The following is a 16474-nucleotide window of genomic DNA, read 5'->3' as shown; positions in this document are numbered from 1 at the left end:
TGCAAGTTTTAAGTTGATATTTAAAAAATTCTTCTATATGAGGACTTTCTAAAAAAAGTAATTTTCCCATTCTTGTATATTTAAAATATCTATAAAACATATAGGGAAAATATTATTAAACGTTGACTTTGAGATTCGTAAGCTTTACGATGACAAGACATACACATTTGTAATTTTCGGTTAAGCGTTGACTCATGCAAATTGCAAATGTGTATGGATTTTGGGTTAGATTTTCTTTTCATAACTCTAATTTTCTGATGAGAATATTTCTGCTAATGTTTCACCTTGTGCTAAAACTTTGTCTGCTTCCATTCTTGCTAAATCTGGTGGATAACCATAACGCATCAATATTTTCTTTACTGTTAATCTTAATTTTGCCCTTACATCATCTCTTTTGCTCCAATCAACAGTTGCATTTTTCCTAATTACATCAACAATGGTGTGAATTAATTCTTTCATCTTATTATCATCTAAAAAACTAGTTGATTCATTTTCACTTAACACACTATAAAAAGCGTATTCTTCTGGTGTAAGTCCGAGTTCTTCCGATTTATGATCTTCTAAACGCATCTCTCTGGCAATTTCTGATAATTCTTGTAATACTTGTGCAGAATCTATTTGATTATTATGATATCGTTTAACAACCGACTCTAACATTTCTGAAAACTTTTTTCCTTGTGCAATATTTTTTGTTTTCCTAACTCTTACTTCATCACTCAATAGTTTTTTGAGCAACTCAAACGCAACATTTTTTTGTTGCATATTTTTAACTTCTAATAAAAATTCATCCGACAAAATACTAATTGAAGGACTTTCAATTCCTGCTGCTTCAAAAATATCTATGACACCATCACTTGAAAGTGCATCATCTACAATTTGCTTAATCGCAGTTTCAACTTCGTAATCCGATTTAATTCCATTCCCTGAAAACTTATTTATTCTTGATTTTACAGCTTGAAAGAATGCAACTTCATCTTTTATCACCTCTGCCTCAAAACTTGGGACTGACATTGCAAAAAGCTTTGACAGCAATGTTACTTCTTTTAAAAATCTCTCTTTGAGTTTAACATCAGATAACATAAAATTTTGAGCACCGAGCAAAACTTGTAATTTTTGAGCTGTATCAACTTTGAAATAACTTTTATAATCGAAACCGTTGAACATCTGCTCTACAATTTCAAATTTCTCTTTCATTCCTGCGATAGCTTCTTTTATATCAACAATTGCTGAACCTTTCCCACCGCTTTGCAAATAAGTTGCCATTGCATTTCTAAGTTCTTGACCAATTCCAATGTAATCAACCACCAAACCACCTGGTTTGTCTTTGTAAACACGGTTTACTCTTGCAATTGCCTGCATTAAGTTATGCCCTTGCATTTTTTTATCTACATACAAAGTGTGCATACTCGGTACATCAAATCCAGTAAGCCACATATCACGAACAATGACCAATTTTAACTCATCATTAGGGTCTTTCATCCGTATTGCTAAATCTTTTCGTTGCTGTTTTGTAGTGTGATGCGGTTGAAATATCTCGGGGTCATCTGTCGAACTTGTCATTACAACTTTAATAGTTCCTTTGTCTATATCATCACTATGCCACTGGGGTTTTAATGCGACTATTTCATTGTATAATTTCACACAAATATTTCGTGTCATTCCTACAATCATAGCTTTACCTTCAAAAACTTTTTGCCTTGCTTCAAAATGGCTTACAATATCTTTGGCAATATCTTTTAATCTGTCAGGGTGTCCTACTACGGTATCAATCGTCGCTGTTTTTTTCTTTGCTTTTTCAATCTGCTCTTCCGTAGCATCAGAAATATCATTAATTTCTTCATCTAACTTTTTGGCGGTCTGCTCATCTAATTTAATTTTTACCAAACGAGATTCGTAACTAATTGGAACGGTTGCTCTATCATCTACGGCTTGTTTAATATCATAAACATCAATGTAATCTCCAAAAACAGCAGGCGTTGATTTATCCTCTTTTTCAATTGGCGTTCCTGTAAAACCAATGTATGAAGCATTGGGCAAAGCATCACGCAAATATTTTGCATTTCCGTATCTAATTTCCGAACCCTCTTCATTTTCTACAACTCTACCTTTAAAACCATACTGGCTACGGTGTGCTTCATCTGCAACAACTACAATATTTGTGCGTTCTGATAGTGTTTCGTAAATATTTCCCTCTTGTGGTGCGAATTTTTGAATAGTGGTAAATATTACACCTCCACCTGAAACTTTTAATAACTCTTTTAAATGTTCACGGCTATTGGCTTGCACAGGTGTTTGTCTTAAAAGTTGCTTACAGTTTCCAAAAGTGCTAAAAAGTTGGTCGTCTAAGTCGTTACGATCAGTAAGCATTACAATGGTTGGATTTCCCATTTTTGGGTGTGTAATAATTTGACCTGCATAAAAAACCATTGATAATGATTTCCCCGAACCTTGTGTATGCCAAACTACGCCAACTTTACGGTCACCCTCTTTTGAATTTGTGGCTCTCAAAGTTTCTTTAACTGCTTTTTGTACCGCATAATATTGATGATACGCTGCAACCTTTTTGATTTTAACTTGAAAAACTAAGCCTGTTTTTTCATCTTTTTTTTCTTCTTGCTCAAAAACAGTATTGTATCGTATTAGCTCAACTAATGTTTTTTTACCCAGCATATATTGGGTTAAAATTTGTAATTCTGTCCGTGGGTCATTGTCTAATTTCTCTGGCGATTTCCACGATAAATAACGGGTAAATGGTGCTGATATACTTGATGTCTTTGCTTCTATTCCGTCACTAATAACGCAAAGAGCATTATAATAAAAAATAGTTGGAACGGCTTTTTTATAGTTTTGAATTTGTGTGTAAGCTTTACGAAGTGTTGCGTTTTCATCTGTGGCAGATTTTAACTCCACAAATACCAAAGGTAAACCATTTACAAAAATAACTACATCAAAACGCTTCTCGTTGTTGTTCTCTTTTACTACAAGCTGATTAACTACCCAAAAGCTGTTGTTGTCAGGATTTTCAACATCTAACAAAGTAACATTAATCCCCTTTGTTTTTCCGTCTTTGGTATATTCTACCGTTACACCATTTGTAAGTAAGTTATGGAAACGCTCGTTGTTTTCCATTATATCTTCTGTGCCAAGATTGATTATTTTTTGATAGGCTTCAACTCGTTCCGATTCGCTCAATGTCGGATTTAATTTTTTTAATGATGCTTTTAGGTGCTTTTCTAAAATCACTGATGCAAAATTCTCTCGCTGTGGATTATCACTATTTGGGGCAATCTCTTTACCATTATAATAGGTGTAGCCTTGAGCTATTAATTGGTCAATGAATGATTGTTCTATGGTATTTTCGTTTAACATACCGCACTCTCTTTAAATTCATCAACTCGCAACTGCCCGCTCATTAATTTTGGTAATAGGGTGTCGCGGGTTTGTTTTAAGGTTTGGATTTGGGAATTATTTTTTTGAATTTTATGAAACAATGGTTCAACGATATTATTGAATTTTTCTAAAATGTTATTATCTGGTTTTGGAATCATAATATTTTTAATCCCGTCATTATTAATATCAGCTTGAACACTACCACTCAATAAATTATCTTTAATTTCTTGAAATTCTTTACTAAATACGAATAGCCAAATATAATAATGAGATAGATTTGTAGTTTTTAATCCACTAAATCCTGTTGATAAAATATATTTTTCAACTTCTTCTTTTGAATTTAAATCAAACATCAGTACTTTTCTAACACTACCTTTTTTTGCAAACCATACAGAATTTAATACGGGTTGCATATTTGCTCTTGAAGGTCTTTTGTTAAATGTTATAAAAGTTTCTGTGTTAACAATTTTTTCATTTTGAACATCAGCAGTAGCAAGATATATCTTTTCTCCTCTAAATTCTGTAAGTCCACTTCCTATTATTTTAGATAACTCAGAATTACCTAAACTAACTCTATCCCAATCCTCCCCTGCTTCTTCCACAAACCACTCTTTAAAAATGGTTTGAGCGGTGGTTTCTAAGGTTTTGTTTTGGGCTTGTAAGAGTTCTATTTTGTCATCAAAGGCGGTTAGTATTTTTGTTATGGCGACTTGTTCTTGGAGTGGGGGGACTGGAATTGGAAATTTTCTGAGCTCTCCAAGAGTTATATATTTTTGAGTTGTCCCAGATAGTCTACTCAATATATAATTCTGACCAATCTTACTAATTAAAAAATAAAATAACCACTTAGCCTTTGTTTCATCTCCACATTTGAATAATCCAACATTCTTTATGGCAAAATCAGGTTTATTATTTAATAAACAAACCTCTCCAACAGTTCCAATCATTGATAATAAAATATCCCATTTGTCAACTTTGCTTCTTTTGTTAATTTCAGTAAAATCTTCAATGGAAATATTGTATGCAGAAGATGTTTCTAATTTACTATTCTTAATATTTTTAGAAGTTATTAACAACTTTCCTTCTTTTGTTTTTTTAGGTGAGTTATGAGTTCCATCTGCAATTTTTATACAAAAATTTTCTGCTGTTATTATTTTCCATTGTTCAGGAAACAAACCCAAAGTAGTCTCCACCCAACCTTTTGGTACATTATTATCTGCACTCATAATCTAAACCCAATTTTAGCAAGTTGTTTTTCAATCTCTTGGTTAAGCTCGGTTTCTTTGTCCATTTGTTGTTTTAAAGTTGCTGTAAGTTCAGTCATTTTATCTTCAAATAGTATGCCGTCATCTTCTTCATCGGGTATGCCTACATATCGTCCTGGTGTTAATACATGAGAATGTTTGCGTATCTCTTCAAGCGTGGCAGATTTACAAAAACCTTTTTGGTCTTCGTAGTTTTCGTCTTTACGCCAGTTGTGGTAGGTCTCTTTTATTTTATTAATGTCTTCTGGGGCTAAGTCTCTATGCACACGGTCTTTCATAAAGCCCATTTCAGAAGCATCAATAAATAAAACATCTTTGCTATGGCTGTTTTTTTCTCTACGCAAAAACCAAATACAAGCAGGAATACCAGTATTGTAAAAAAGTTGTTTTGGTAGGGCTACAATACACTCTACCAAATCAGCTTCTACTAAGTTTTTACGAATTTCTCCTTCTCCCGAAGTATTGGAACTTAAACTTCCATTAGATAGCACCGTTGCCATTACACCTCTTGGCGATAGATGATACAACATATGTTGCATCCAAGCAAAGTTGGCGTTTCCATTTGGTGGTGTGCCATATTTCCACCGTCCATCTTCTTGTAAAATATCTGCTCCCCAATCTTTTTGGTTAAAAGGTGGATTGGCTAAAATGAAGTCGGCTTTTAAATCAGGGTGAGCATCTTTTAAAAATGAGCCTTCGGTATTCCAAGCCACAAACTTTGAATTTATGTTACGAATGGCTAAATTCATTTTAGAAAGTTTCCAAGTGGTTTGGTTGCTCTCTTGTCCGTAAACAGTTATATCTTTTATGTTTCCTTGATGCTCAGTTACAAACTTTTCACTCATCACAAACATTCCACCACTACCACTTGCAGGGTCGTAAACTCTCCCTTTGTAAGGCTCTATCATCTCAACCATCAGTTTTACAATCGCTTTTGGTGTGTAAAATTGTCCACCCTTTTTTCCTTCGGCATTGGCAAATTCTCCTAAAAAGTATTCATAAACTCTACCAAAAAGGTCTTTTGAGTTTTGGTTTTCGGCTTGTAGTTCTGTGTTAGAGATTAAGTCAATCAATTCACCCAAAGAGGTTTTGTCTAAATTGGCTTTGCCATAAACTTGTGGGAGCACATTTTTAAGTTCTTTGTTTTCTTTTTCTATGGCTTCCATTGCATCATCAATGGTTTGATAGTTGGCAATTTAGCTTGAGAATGAATATGAGTCCAACGAGCTAATTTGGGTACAAAAAAAACATTTTCAGCAATGTATTCGTCTCTATCTTCTGGGTCACTCCATTCGTCAGCTTCTAATTTGTCATAGAGTTCTGCAAACGATTCGGAAATGTATTTTAGAAACACCAAACCTAACACAACATGTTTGTATTCTGCGGCATCAATGTTCTTTCTAAGTTTGTCTGCCGCTTTAAATAGTTTTTGTTCAAAACTGCTATTATCTGTTTTTGCCATAAATTTTAATCTCCTTTATTAGTTTTAAATATCATTTTTTTAGTTATTTTCAATATATTTTTTTAGTTTCATAATTAAATGATAGCAATCATATAACCTATACCTATTTACGATGACATCAGACAGAAATACATCTACCTTGTTCACTCCTCATACTAGTGATATGTATTTATAACCAAAGCTTTGTAGAAATTCTGTTGCATTACATTTTGGACATGCGACATAATATCTGTGTTGTCATCTAATCTAATTCTAGTTCCACATTTTTTTATAAATATAGGTTCCAATTCCTGGTTTTTCTCCAGTAGTAGCCATATCAAATTACTCATCTTTTTTATTTTTTATCTTTTGGTGGGCAAGGATCACTCCCATAACTGTTCCCTGCCCTTATTTTTCCATCTTTACCATGTATTTTTGTATCCGACTTTTGGTTTTTAGCAATTTCTGTTGCTTTTTTAATAGCTTCGCCTTGTGTTTTAGTTACTTTAGTCGCCTTTGAATTTCCTGCTCCCTTAACTGCCCAATCCTTTCCATGTGGAACTACATGTTGATTTTTTCCCATTACAAATCCTCCTCATCTAATTTTTCTTTATCTATAATTTTTATAAGTCTTCTGATGAGTATAAGTTCCTTTTGAACTTACTCTCATTAATTCATTATAAATATTTTCTAGTATATTATATTTTTCATATATCAAACCATCTCTAAATTTATTTACAAAAAATCCTCTTAATTATTAGTACATATATAATATTAACTTTATTTTCAATAAAAATCAAGAGAAAAAAATAACTTTTTATTTTCTTATTGACAAAACAAGGATCTCCTATTATAATATATTAGAATTTTATTAAATAGTAAAACAATAAAATGAAAGGTGGTTAAAATATAATGTTAGGATATATTTTTAATTTTGGATGGCTTTATGATCTAATAAAGCTATTAGTAGAAAATGTTTTTAATCTTCAAATGAATACAAGACTTGGTGAAAGTATACATTTTTTCTTTTATGATAGTATAAAGATTATAATTCTTCTTAGTTTTATGATTTTTACTATTACTTATATTAGAAGTTATTTCCCACTTGAAAAAACAAAAAAAATAATTGAAAAATATAATGGATTTAGTGCTCACTTAATGGCGTCCTTACTCGGAATAGTTACTCCTTTTTGTTCTTGTTCTTCTATTCCTTTATTTATCGGTTTTGTAGAAGCTGGAATTCCTATTGGTGTTACTTTTTCATTTCTAATTACATCTCCCATAGTAAATGAAGCTGCTTTTGCTGTATTGCTTGGTAGTTTTGGTTGGAAAATAGCTACAATTTATGTAATAACAGGAGTTATTATAGGTATAATTGGCGGTATAATAATTAGACTTCTTAAAATGGAAAAATATGTAGAAGAATATGTATACAAAATGAAAGCTGGAAATGCAATTATTGAAGAAATGACACAAAAAGATAGAGTTAATTATGCTAAAGAACATGTAATAGAAATAGTACAAAAAATTTGGATATATTTATTAATTGGTATAGGAATAGGAGCATTAATTCATGGATGGGCTCCAGCAGAACTTTTAGCAAAATATGCAGGCCCTAATAATCCTATAGCTGTAATAGTTGGTGTTTTATTTGGTATACCTTTGTATTCAAATGCTCTAGGAACTATTCCAATAGCAGAAGCATTAATTAATAAAGGAGTAGGAATAGGTACTGCATTAGCATTTATGATGGCAGTTACAGCTCTTTCATTACCAGAAATGATATTACTTAAAAAAGTAATTAAACCTCGATTAATAACTACATTTGTTATAATTACAGGTATATCAATAATTATTGTTGGATATCTATTTAATTGGTTATTATAACCAAAAGATTATTTAATAAAAAAATTATATATAAGGAGTAAAAAAATGAACAATGATATGAAAAAAATGAATAAAATGTTGTTAATACTTGGATTAATGGCCTTTTTAGCAAATGGCGATAACTATGCCGCAGCACCTCTTTTAATTGACATAGCAAAAGATTTAAATCTTAACATTCAAACTGCAGCATTATCAGTTACGGCATATATGCTATCTTTTGGATTATTTACTTTATTATTTGGTCCATTATCAGATAGATACGGAAAAACTAAAATAATAAACATTGCAGCACTTGGGACAGCTACATTTAGTATTTTAGGAGGCTTTGCTTTTAATTTACCATCTCTTATATTTTTTAGAGCTGTCAACGGAGCTTTTGGAGCAGGTATTTTCCCTGTAACTATGGCACTTGTAGGACAAAGTTTTGATAATCAAAATAGACAAAAAGCACTTGGTAAAGTAATGGGACTTATGTTTTTAGGTGGTGCTACAGCTACAGCAATAGGTGGCGCATTAGCATACTTTGGTTCTTGGCGTATCGTTTATATCGGATATGGTATAGCTGAATTAATTTTAGCTTTAGCTATGTTAAAAATGCTTGAAAGAGATAACCCTGTAGTTAATAAACTTAACTTTATTTCAGCTTATAAAGTTCCTTTATCAAATTATAGATTTATGAGATTAGTTACTTTGATATTTTTTGTAGGTTTTAGTGTATTTGGAAGTTTTACATATTCTGGAAAATTACTCCAATCAATTACAGGATTCAATATACTTCAAGTTGGATTAATTTTATCATTATTTGGAGTAGGAACTGTAATAGGTGGAAAAATTGTTCCGAAAGCAAGAATTATTTTAAAACATGGTTTTTTAATAACAGCAGGAATATTAGGATTTATGTCGTTATTTGCAATATCATCTTATAAAAATGTGTGGATATTAGGAATTAGTTTAATAGGATTTGGTATAGCATTTATCTTTATGCAAACTACTCTTATTTCTACAGCTCAAGAAAAATTACCTAAAATGAGAGGAACTGCTATGTCTCTTGCATCATTTAATATGTTTGTAGGTGGTGCTAGTGGAACAGCACTTAATGGTTATATAATGAAACAATATACTATATCGAAAATTTTTTATAATACTTCCTATATATTACTTACAGTAGGATTTATTGCAGCTATATTTGTAGCTAGATTTGAAATGAGAAAAGCAAAAGGCTATTATAACAATCAATAAAAAAATGATTCTACTAAAAATTTTATAATAAAAAAATTATAATTGCCTATTGTTGTATTTAAAAATATATGATAAAAAATATATAGTTTTATAAAATAAAAAAATGAAAAAGGTGATTATAATGGATACTACTTATTTACTCGGAATCGATATTGGTTCAACTACAATTAAAGCTGTTATCATAAATAACACAGATGAAATTATTTATTCTATATATCAACGACATAATGCAGAAATTATATTAACTTTAAAAAAAATACTAAATGAAATAAATATTAATTTTAAAAATTTTAATTTTAAAATTGCAATTTGTGGAAGTGGCGGAGAAAAAATTGCGAATTATTTAAATATTAATTTTATTCAAGAAGTTGTTGCTAATGCAATTGCAGTAAAAGAAAAATACAAAAATACGAAAGTTGCAATTGAACTAGGTGGTCAAGATGCAAAAGTTATATTTTTTAATCATAATAATGAAGGTAATATAGTTAATACTGATATGAGGATGAATGGAGTTTGCGCTGGTGGAACTGGAGCTTTTATTGATCAAATAGCTGAATTATTAGATATTAAAACTGAAGAATTTGAAAGTTTGGCATCAAAAGGTAAAAATATATATAATATATCTGGTCGTTGCGGAGTTTTTGCAAAAACAGATATTCAGCCTTTATTAAATCAAGGAGTTCCAAAAGAAGATATTGCACTTTCTAGTTTTCATTCAATAGCAAAACAAACTATTAGTGGATTAGCTCAAGGAAATGAAATACTACCTCCTGTTATATTTCAAGGTGGACCACTAAAATTTAATCCTACATTAATAAAAGTATTTAAAGAAAGACTAAATTTTTCTGATAATCAGGTTATCATTCCCAAAAATTCTGAAATTTTTGTAGCTTATGGTACTGCCTTAGCTATTAATCAATTATTTAAAGATACAAAAAAATATAATTTAGAGAAAATTATTAAACGGTTAGAAGCATATAAATATAATTTAGAAACAAATGATAATTATAATAATGTTTTTTTTAAAAACTTAGAAGAAAAAGATGAATTTTATAAAAGGCATACTAAAACTAAATTAAAAAGAATTTTAAAAGAGAATGAAAATATAGATATTTATATTGGAATTGATGGTGGTTCTACAACTACAAAAATAGTTTTTATAGATGAAAATGATAAAATAATTGATAATTTTTATAGTTCAAATAAAGAAGATTCTTTAACAGTTGCAAAACAAGGCTTACTCTATTTAAAAGATAAATATAGAAAAAGAAATATTAAATTTAATGTAAAAGGTGTAGGAACGACAGGATATGGAGAAAATTTGCTATATAAAGCTTTCAAAGCAGATTATCATAATGTAGAAACTGTTTCACATGCAAAAGCAGCTTTAAAATTTAATAAAGATATTTCATTTATATTGGATATTGGTGGGCAAGACATGAAAGCTATCTTTATTAAAAATAATATTTTAACAGATATTGTATTAAATGAAGCTTGTTCTTCAGGATGTGGGTCATTTCTTGAAACTTATGCAAAATCTTTAGATGTAAAACTAGAAGATATTGCTAAATTAGCATTTAAATCAAAATCTCCTTCAAGACTTGGTTCTAGATGTACAGTTTTTATGAATAGTAGTATTATTACTGAACAAAAACAAGGTAAAACTAAAGAAGATATTTTAGCTGGTTTATGTATGTCTATTATAGAAAATGTATTTACTAAAGTTGTTCGAATAAATGATTTTGATAATTTAGGTAATGTAATTTATGTTCAAGGTGGAACTTTTAAAAATGATGCAGTACTCAGAGCATTAGAAATATATACTAATAAAAAAGTAATTCGTGCTCCATTCCCAGGAGAAATGGGAGCATATGGAGTTGCTTTATTAACTAAAGATTTCATAACAAAGCAAAAAAATTATAAATCTACTTTTATTGGATTAGAAAATTTAGAAAATTTTTCTTATACAAAAAAATCTGGTTCTATATGTCAATTTTGTACAAATAACTGTGTAAGAAGTATAATTGAATTTTCTGATGGTACATATTTTGTAACAGGAAATAAATGTGAACGTGGAGAAATTATTGGCAATATTTCTATCGAAAAAACTAAAAAAGAATTAAAAGAAAAAATTAATAAAATTAACAAAGTTCCAGATGTAATGAAAAGTAGAGAAAAATTAATATTAAAAAAATATTCAAATATATTATTATTACCTCAAAAAAATATTACTATTGGGATTCCTAAAATATTAGAATTTTGGAATAGTTTACCATTTTGGAAAAGTTTTTTTGAAACACTTGGATTTAAAGTGATTTTATCAGATAATAGCTCTTACAAAATATTTGAAGAAGGAATGAAATTTATACCTTCAGATACTATATGCTTCCCTTCAAAATTAGCTCATGGGCATATTGAAAATCTTGCTCAAAAAAAAGTAGATAGAATTTTTATCCCTACTTTTTTAAAATTACCTAAAATTACTAAAAAATTAAAAAATTCAGATGGATTATGTGCGGTAGTACAAGGTTCAGCTTTAATGCTTTCTCAAAATAATGATATAAGTAATAGATATAATCTAATAATTGATAATCCCACTTTTAGATGGACAAGTGAAAAATTAAAGGATAAACAAATTATAAAATATATGACCGAAACATTTAATTTAAAAGAAAATATAATAAAAAAAGCTATTGATATAGCAAATATTTCACAAAATAAATTTAATGAAGAACTAATAAATATAGGTAAAGAGGCAATAGAATATGCTAAAGAACATAATACTTTTGCTGTCCTTTTAGCCGCAAGACCTTATCATTCAGATAGTTTAATTAATCATAATATTTCATCAATATTTACTCAAAATAATATACCTATATTAACTATTGATTCTGTCCCTTATGATATAAACGATAAAGATATAGAAAACATTATGATAGATGTAAATAATAGATTTCATTCAGAAATGATTCTGGCTACATTATGGGCTGCAAAACAGCCAGATATAGAAGTAGCTCAAATAATTAGTTTTGGTTGTGGGCATGATGCTATAAATAGTGATGAACTTGCAAGAATATTAAATAAAATTTCTAATAAACAACTATTGGCTTTAAAAGTAGATGAAGGAGAAGTAATAGGTCCTCTTAATATTAGAATAAAATCTTTTATTGAAACAATAAAAGAAAAAAGAAAAGAGAAAAAAGAATTTAAAATAAAATCTTTAGAAAATGGATATAAAGCTAGATTTAAATATGAAGATAAAAAGTTAAAAACAATTTTAATTCCAAACCTTTCAGAAGCATTTAGTGAAATTGCTACAGCTGTTGTAAAACACTTAGGTTATAAAGCTAAAAGACTTGAAATTGCTGATGAAAGAGCTATAGAACTTGCTAAAAAATACGTACATAATGATATGTGTTATCCAGCTTTTATAAATACTGGAGAAATGTTAAAAGTCTTGGAAGAAAAAAAATATAATCCTAATGAAATTGCTTTTGGACTTGCTCAAAATTGTGAAGATTGTAGAGCAGCACAGTATCTAATGGTCATAAGAAATGCTTTAAATTCATTTGGTTATGAAAATATTCCTATAGTAACTACAGGTAATGACCCGCTTGGAGTACATCCTGGAATAAAACTTGGAATAAAATTTCAAGTACGTATGCTTGTAGGAGTAGCAATTATTGATACTTTACAAGTAATAAAAAGAAAAATAAAACCTTATGAAGTGAATAAAGGTGAAACAAAACAAGTTTATGAATATTATGTAAAAAAAATTGCTAATTCTCTTGAAAAAGGATTTTTTGAACCTTTTAATATATTTGAGAAAGCTGTAGAAAGATTTAATAAGATAGAAACAAAACAAGAATACAAACCAAAAGTTTTTTTTATTGGTGAAATTCTTATGAACTATCATTCAACAGCAAATTATAAAATAGTTGAATATCTAGAAAATAATGGACTAGAAGTAATAATGGCTGGAATGGTTGATTTCTTTAGAAGAGAAGTTATTACAATAAAAGAAGGGATAAAAAAACATCATTTCCCAAACCCTGCATTAAGTTTTTTATATGCAGATGTTACAGATAAAGCTTATCATTATGTTCTTAAAGAAATTAATAAACGAATGAAAAACTTTAAATTTTATGAAAAAAAAATAAGTATTAAAGATTTAAGTAAAAAAATAGAAGGACTTGTAGATAAATCATATAATTCAGGAGAAACATGGTTAATACCTGCTGAGATATTAGAATATGCCGAAAAAGGAGTGAAATCTTTTATTATTGTACAGCCATTCGGATGTCTTCCAAATCATGTTACAGGTAGAGGATTAATAAAACCTATGAAAAAACGTTATCCTGATATACAAATTCTTGCATTAGATTACGATCAAAATACAAGTTTTGCAAATATAGAAAATAGATTACAAATGTTAATAATGAATGCAAAATAAATAATTATAATTTCAAAAAAATAATTATATAAAATATTTTATTTATATGATATACTATATATTTAAAAATATTTCATTTGAAATAAAAAAGGTGGTTATATAATGACAATAATTTTATATTTAATAACATTAATTTTATTATTTATTTCTTTTATAAAAGATAAAAATAAAACTAAAAAAGCTTTAAAAAAAGGATTAAAAGCATTTGAAAATATTTTACCTCAATTTTTAGGAGTTATTGTATTAGCAGGAATACTTTTAGCTATTTTTAGTCCAGAATTAATATCTAAAATAATTGGAGATAAATCTGGAATTTTTGGTATATTAATATCGGCTATAATAGGTTCTATTACATTAATACCTGGATTTATAGCTTTCCCTACTGCTGCTTTACTTCTTGAAAATGGCGCTGGATATATGCAAATTGCATCTTTTATATCTACACTCATGATGGTAGGAATAATTACTTTTTCTATTGAAAAAACATATTTTAATACAAAATTTACTATAGCTAGAAATTTATTAGCATTTATATTTTCTTTTATAGTAGCATTTATAATTGGTAAGGTAGTGATTTAAATGAAAAAATTAGTTAAACGATATGTATTCTTTTTAATTACAATAACTATGCTATTAATACTTTTAGCAATAAATTTTGAAATTGGTAAGAAAAGTTTTTTTATTACAATTAATTCTTTAAAAGAAATGATTTTAATTATACCTCCTATTTTTATTTTATTAGGTTTATTAGATATATGGATATCAAAAGAAACTATGACTAAACATTTAGGAGAAAAATCAGGGCTAAAAGGTATTTTTCTTGCTATATTTATAGGCTCTGCTGCTGCAGGTCCTTTATATGGTGCATTTCCTATAGCAACTGTATTTATGAAAAAAGGAGTAAAATTTAAAAACATTATAATATTTTTAGGTGCATGGTCAACTACAAAAATTCCTATGTTTTTATTTGAAATGTCATCATTAGGAGCAAAATTTGCAATAACAAGATTAATAGTAGATATTTTTGGAATAATTATTATTGCAGAAATATTAAACAAAATTATTTCTGATGAAGAAAAAATAAAAATATATAAAAATACACAAAATTTTTAATATCTTATATAATATATAAATTTCTAAATATTAATTTAAAAGGAGTGATTAAACATGGTAATTAAAATTTTAGGTTCAGGATGTAAAAATTGTAAAACTTTAGAAGCGAATACAAAAAAAGCTATAGAAGAATTAGAATTAAATGCACAAATAGAAAAAGTAGAAGATATTCAAGATATTATGGCATATGGAGTAATGAGTACCCCAGCTCTTGTAGTTGATGAGATAGTTAAATCTACTGGAAGAGTATTATCTCCAAAAGATATAATAAAATTATTAAAATAATTAAAAATCCCATTTGATAATTTATTTATTAAATGGGATTTTTAATATTAATTTACTTTATTTAATATTACTTGTTTTATTTTTTTATTTATTGTATTTACAAGTATTGCTATTGCGCCATCACCACTTACATTTGTAGCCGTTCCAAAACTATCTTGAGCAAAATGTATAGCTATCATTAATCCTTGTTGTCCAGTTCCAAACATAAACATTTTTTCTAAAAGTCCTAATGTAGCATAAACTCCTCCTCCTGGTATTCCTGGAGCTGCAACCATTGTAATACCTAACATTAAAACAAATGGAAACATCATAGTAAATGTTGGAGTTGTTCCTGACATTAAAAGAACTGCCATTGTAGCTAAAACTAATGTAATTGTATCTCCTGCTAAATGTATCGTAGCTCCTAAGGGTACTACAAAATCTACTATCTCTTCATCTACACCATTTTTTCTAGAACATTCTAAACTAACTGGTATTGTAGCAGCTGATGATTGTGTTCCCAATGCTGTAAAATAAGCTGGCAATATATTTTTTATTGCTTCAAACATATTTTTATTTGCAAATGTACATGAAATAAAATACTGCACCAATACATAAATAAATTGAAGTGATAAAATCATTATAAATACTGATGAAAATGTTTTCATTGTATAAAAAATTTCCCCACTTGCACTTATTTTTGCAAATATTCCTGCTATATGTAATGGAATGAATGGAATAAGTACTGCGTTTACTGTATTTTTCATTATTTTTTGAAAATCATCTATTACATTAAATAAATTTGTTGACTTTAAATGTGCCATCCCAAGTCCAATTAAAAAAGCAAATATTAAAGCTGTCATTATTCCCATTATTGGAGGCATATCTATTGTAAAAAATGGTTCTATATTTATACTATTATTTTTACTAAGCTCTTTTGCTTTTATAAATTTTGGTAATATATTACTTCCAATTAAAAAAGCACTAAATCCTGCTACTATAGTAGATACATATGCTATAACTACTGTTAATCCTAATAATTTATTTGCTTTTTTACCTAAATCCGCTATACCTGGAGCGACAAATCCTATTATAATACACGGTATTATAAATTTTAAGAAATTTCCAAATATTGATGAAAATGTAGACATTATTCTGACAATTCTAAAGTTATTTAAACTTTTTGATATAAGACCTATAATTATACCTGAAATAATTCCAATTATAAGTTTACTTAACAATCCTAATTTTTTCATATAAAATCCTCCTGTATATTTTTTTAATACATTTGTAACAAAAAAATATCATATATTTTACAAAAAGTCAATAAAAAATTAGTATAATAGTACTAAAAAAATAAACTTATAGTGTTTTATTAATAAAATCAATGTTAAAAGTATTTATATATATGTAATTAAAAAA

12 protein-coding genes and 1 pseudogene are annotated in these 16474 nt (G+C 28.4%); 6 read left to right on the top strand and 7 right to left on the bottom strand.

Features of this window, described 5'->3' with window-relative positions; genetic code table 11:
* Positions 1-246: 246 nt before the first annotated feature.
* The 6 genes and pseudogenes from EV215_RS01515 to EV215_RS10715 form a co-directional block, all read right to left on the bottom strand.
* On the bottom strand, positions 247-3369 hold the full coding sequence (locus EV215_RS01515) for a type I restriction endonuclease subunit R (RefSeq protein WP_134112189.1): 3123 nt from the start codon (positions 3367-3369) through the stop codon (positions 247-249).
* Positions 3363-4616 carry a restriction endonuclease subunit S gene (locus EV215_RS01510; RefSeq protein ID WP_134112188.1) on the bottom strand — a complete coding sequence of 418 codons (1254 nt, stop codon included), beginning with the start codon at positions 4614-4616 and terminating at the stop codon, positions 3363-3365. Before EV215_RS01510 ends, EV215_RS01515 begins: the two co-directional genes overlap by 7 nt.
* Entirely contained in the window at positions 4613-5821 is a 1209-nt protein-coding gene (locus tag EV215_RS01505) for an N-6 DNA methylase family protein (RefSeq protein ID WP_208320309.1), read from the bottom strand. The genes EV215_RS01510 and EV215_RS01505 overlap by 4 nt, the downstream gene beginning before the upstream one ends.
* Positions 5809-6117, bottom strand: coding sequence for a type I restriction-modification system subunit M N-terminal domain-containing protein (locus EV215_RS10555; RefSeq protein ID WP_208320308.1), 309 nt, complete (start codon positions 6115-6117; stop codon positions 5809-5811). The genes EV215_RS01505 and EV215_RS10555 overlap by 13 nt, the downstream gene beginning before the upstream one ends.
* A gap of 334 nt (positions 6118-6451) precedes the next feature.
* Positions 6452-6679, bottom strand: a complete 228-nt coding sequence (locus EV215_RS01500; protein ID WP_134112186.1) for a DUF2188 domain-containing protein — start codon at positions 6677-6679, stop codon at positions 6452-6454.
* A gap of 27 nt (positions 6680-6706) precedes the next feature.
* Positions 6707-6817: pseudogene (locus EV215_RS10715) on the bottom strand (hypothetical protein); the annotation flags it as partial.
* A 191-nt stretch (positions 6818-7008) separates the two neighbouring features.
* Between EV215_RS10715 and EV215_RS01490 the strand changes: the two are divergent.
* From EV215_RS01490 to EV215_RS01465, 6 genes are all read left to right on the top strand, one after another.
* Positions 7009-7983, top strand: coding sequence for a permease (locus tag EV215_RS01490; protein ID WP_134112182.1), 975 nt, complete (start codon positions 7009-7011; stop codon positions 7981-7983).
* Positions 7984-8028: 45 nt separating this feature from the next.
* Positions 8029-9222, top strand: a complete 1194-nt coding sequence (locus tag EV215_RS01485) for an MFS transporter (RefSeq protein WP_243832374.1) — start codon at positions 8029-8031, stop codon at positions 9220-9222.
* Between the two features lie 121 nt (positions 9223-9343).
* On the top strand, positions 9344-13675 hold the full coding sequence (locus EV215_RS01480; RefSeq protein ID WP_134112180.1) for an acyl-CoA dehydratase activase: 4332 nt from the start codon (positions 9344-9346) through the stop codon (positions 13673-13675).
* A gap of 102 nt (positions 13676-13777) precedes the next feature.
* The gene (locus EV215_RS01475; RefSeq protein ID WP_134112179.1) at positions 13778-14254 is read left to right on the top strand and encodes a permease; all 477 of its coding nucleotides are present in this window, start codon (positions 13778-13780) and stop codon (positions 14252-14254) included.
* Positions 14255-14788, top strand: coding sequence for a permease (locus EV215_RS01470; protein ID WP_134112177.1), 534 nt, complete (start codon positions 14255-14257; stop codon positions 14786-14788).
* Between the two features lie 54 nt (positions 14789-14842).
* A complete protein-coding gene (locus EV215_RS01465) occupies positions 14843-15073 on the top strand; it encodes a thioredoxin family protein (protein ID WP_134112175.1) in 231 nt (76 codons plus the stop codon).
* Between the two features lie 47 nt (positions 15074-15120).
* On the opposite strand, the gene EV215_RS01460 is transcribed toward EV215_RS01465, so the two are convergent.
* On the bottom strand, positions 15121-16308 hold the full coding sequence (locus EV215_RS01460; RefSeq protein WP_134112174.1) for a dicarboxylate/amino acid:cation symporter: 1188 nt from the start codon (positions 16306-16308) through the stop codon (positions 15121-15123).
* Positions 16309-16474: the final 166 nt, after the last annotated feature.

Origin of the sequence: Hypnocyclicus thermotrophus (genome assembly GCF_004365575.1) — a bacterium.
Taxonomy (GTDB): Bacteria; Fusobacteriota; Fusobacteriia; order Fusobacteriales; family Fusobacteriaceae; genus Hypnocyclicus; species Hypnocyclicus thermotrophus.
This window is presented reverse-complemented; position numbering and strand designations above follow the sequence as displayed.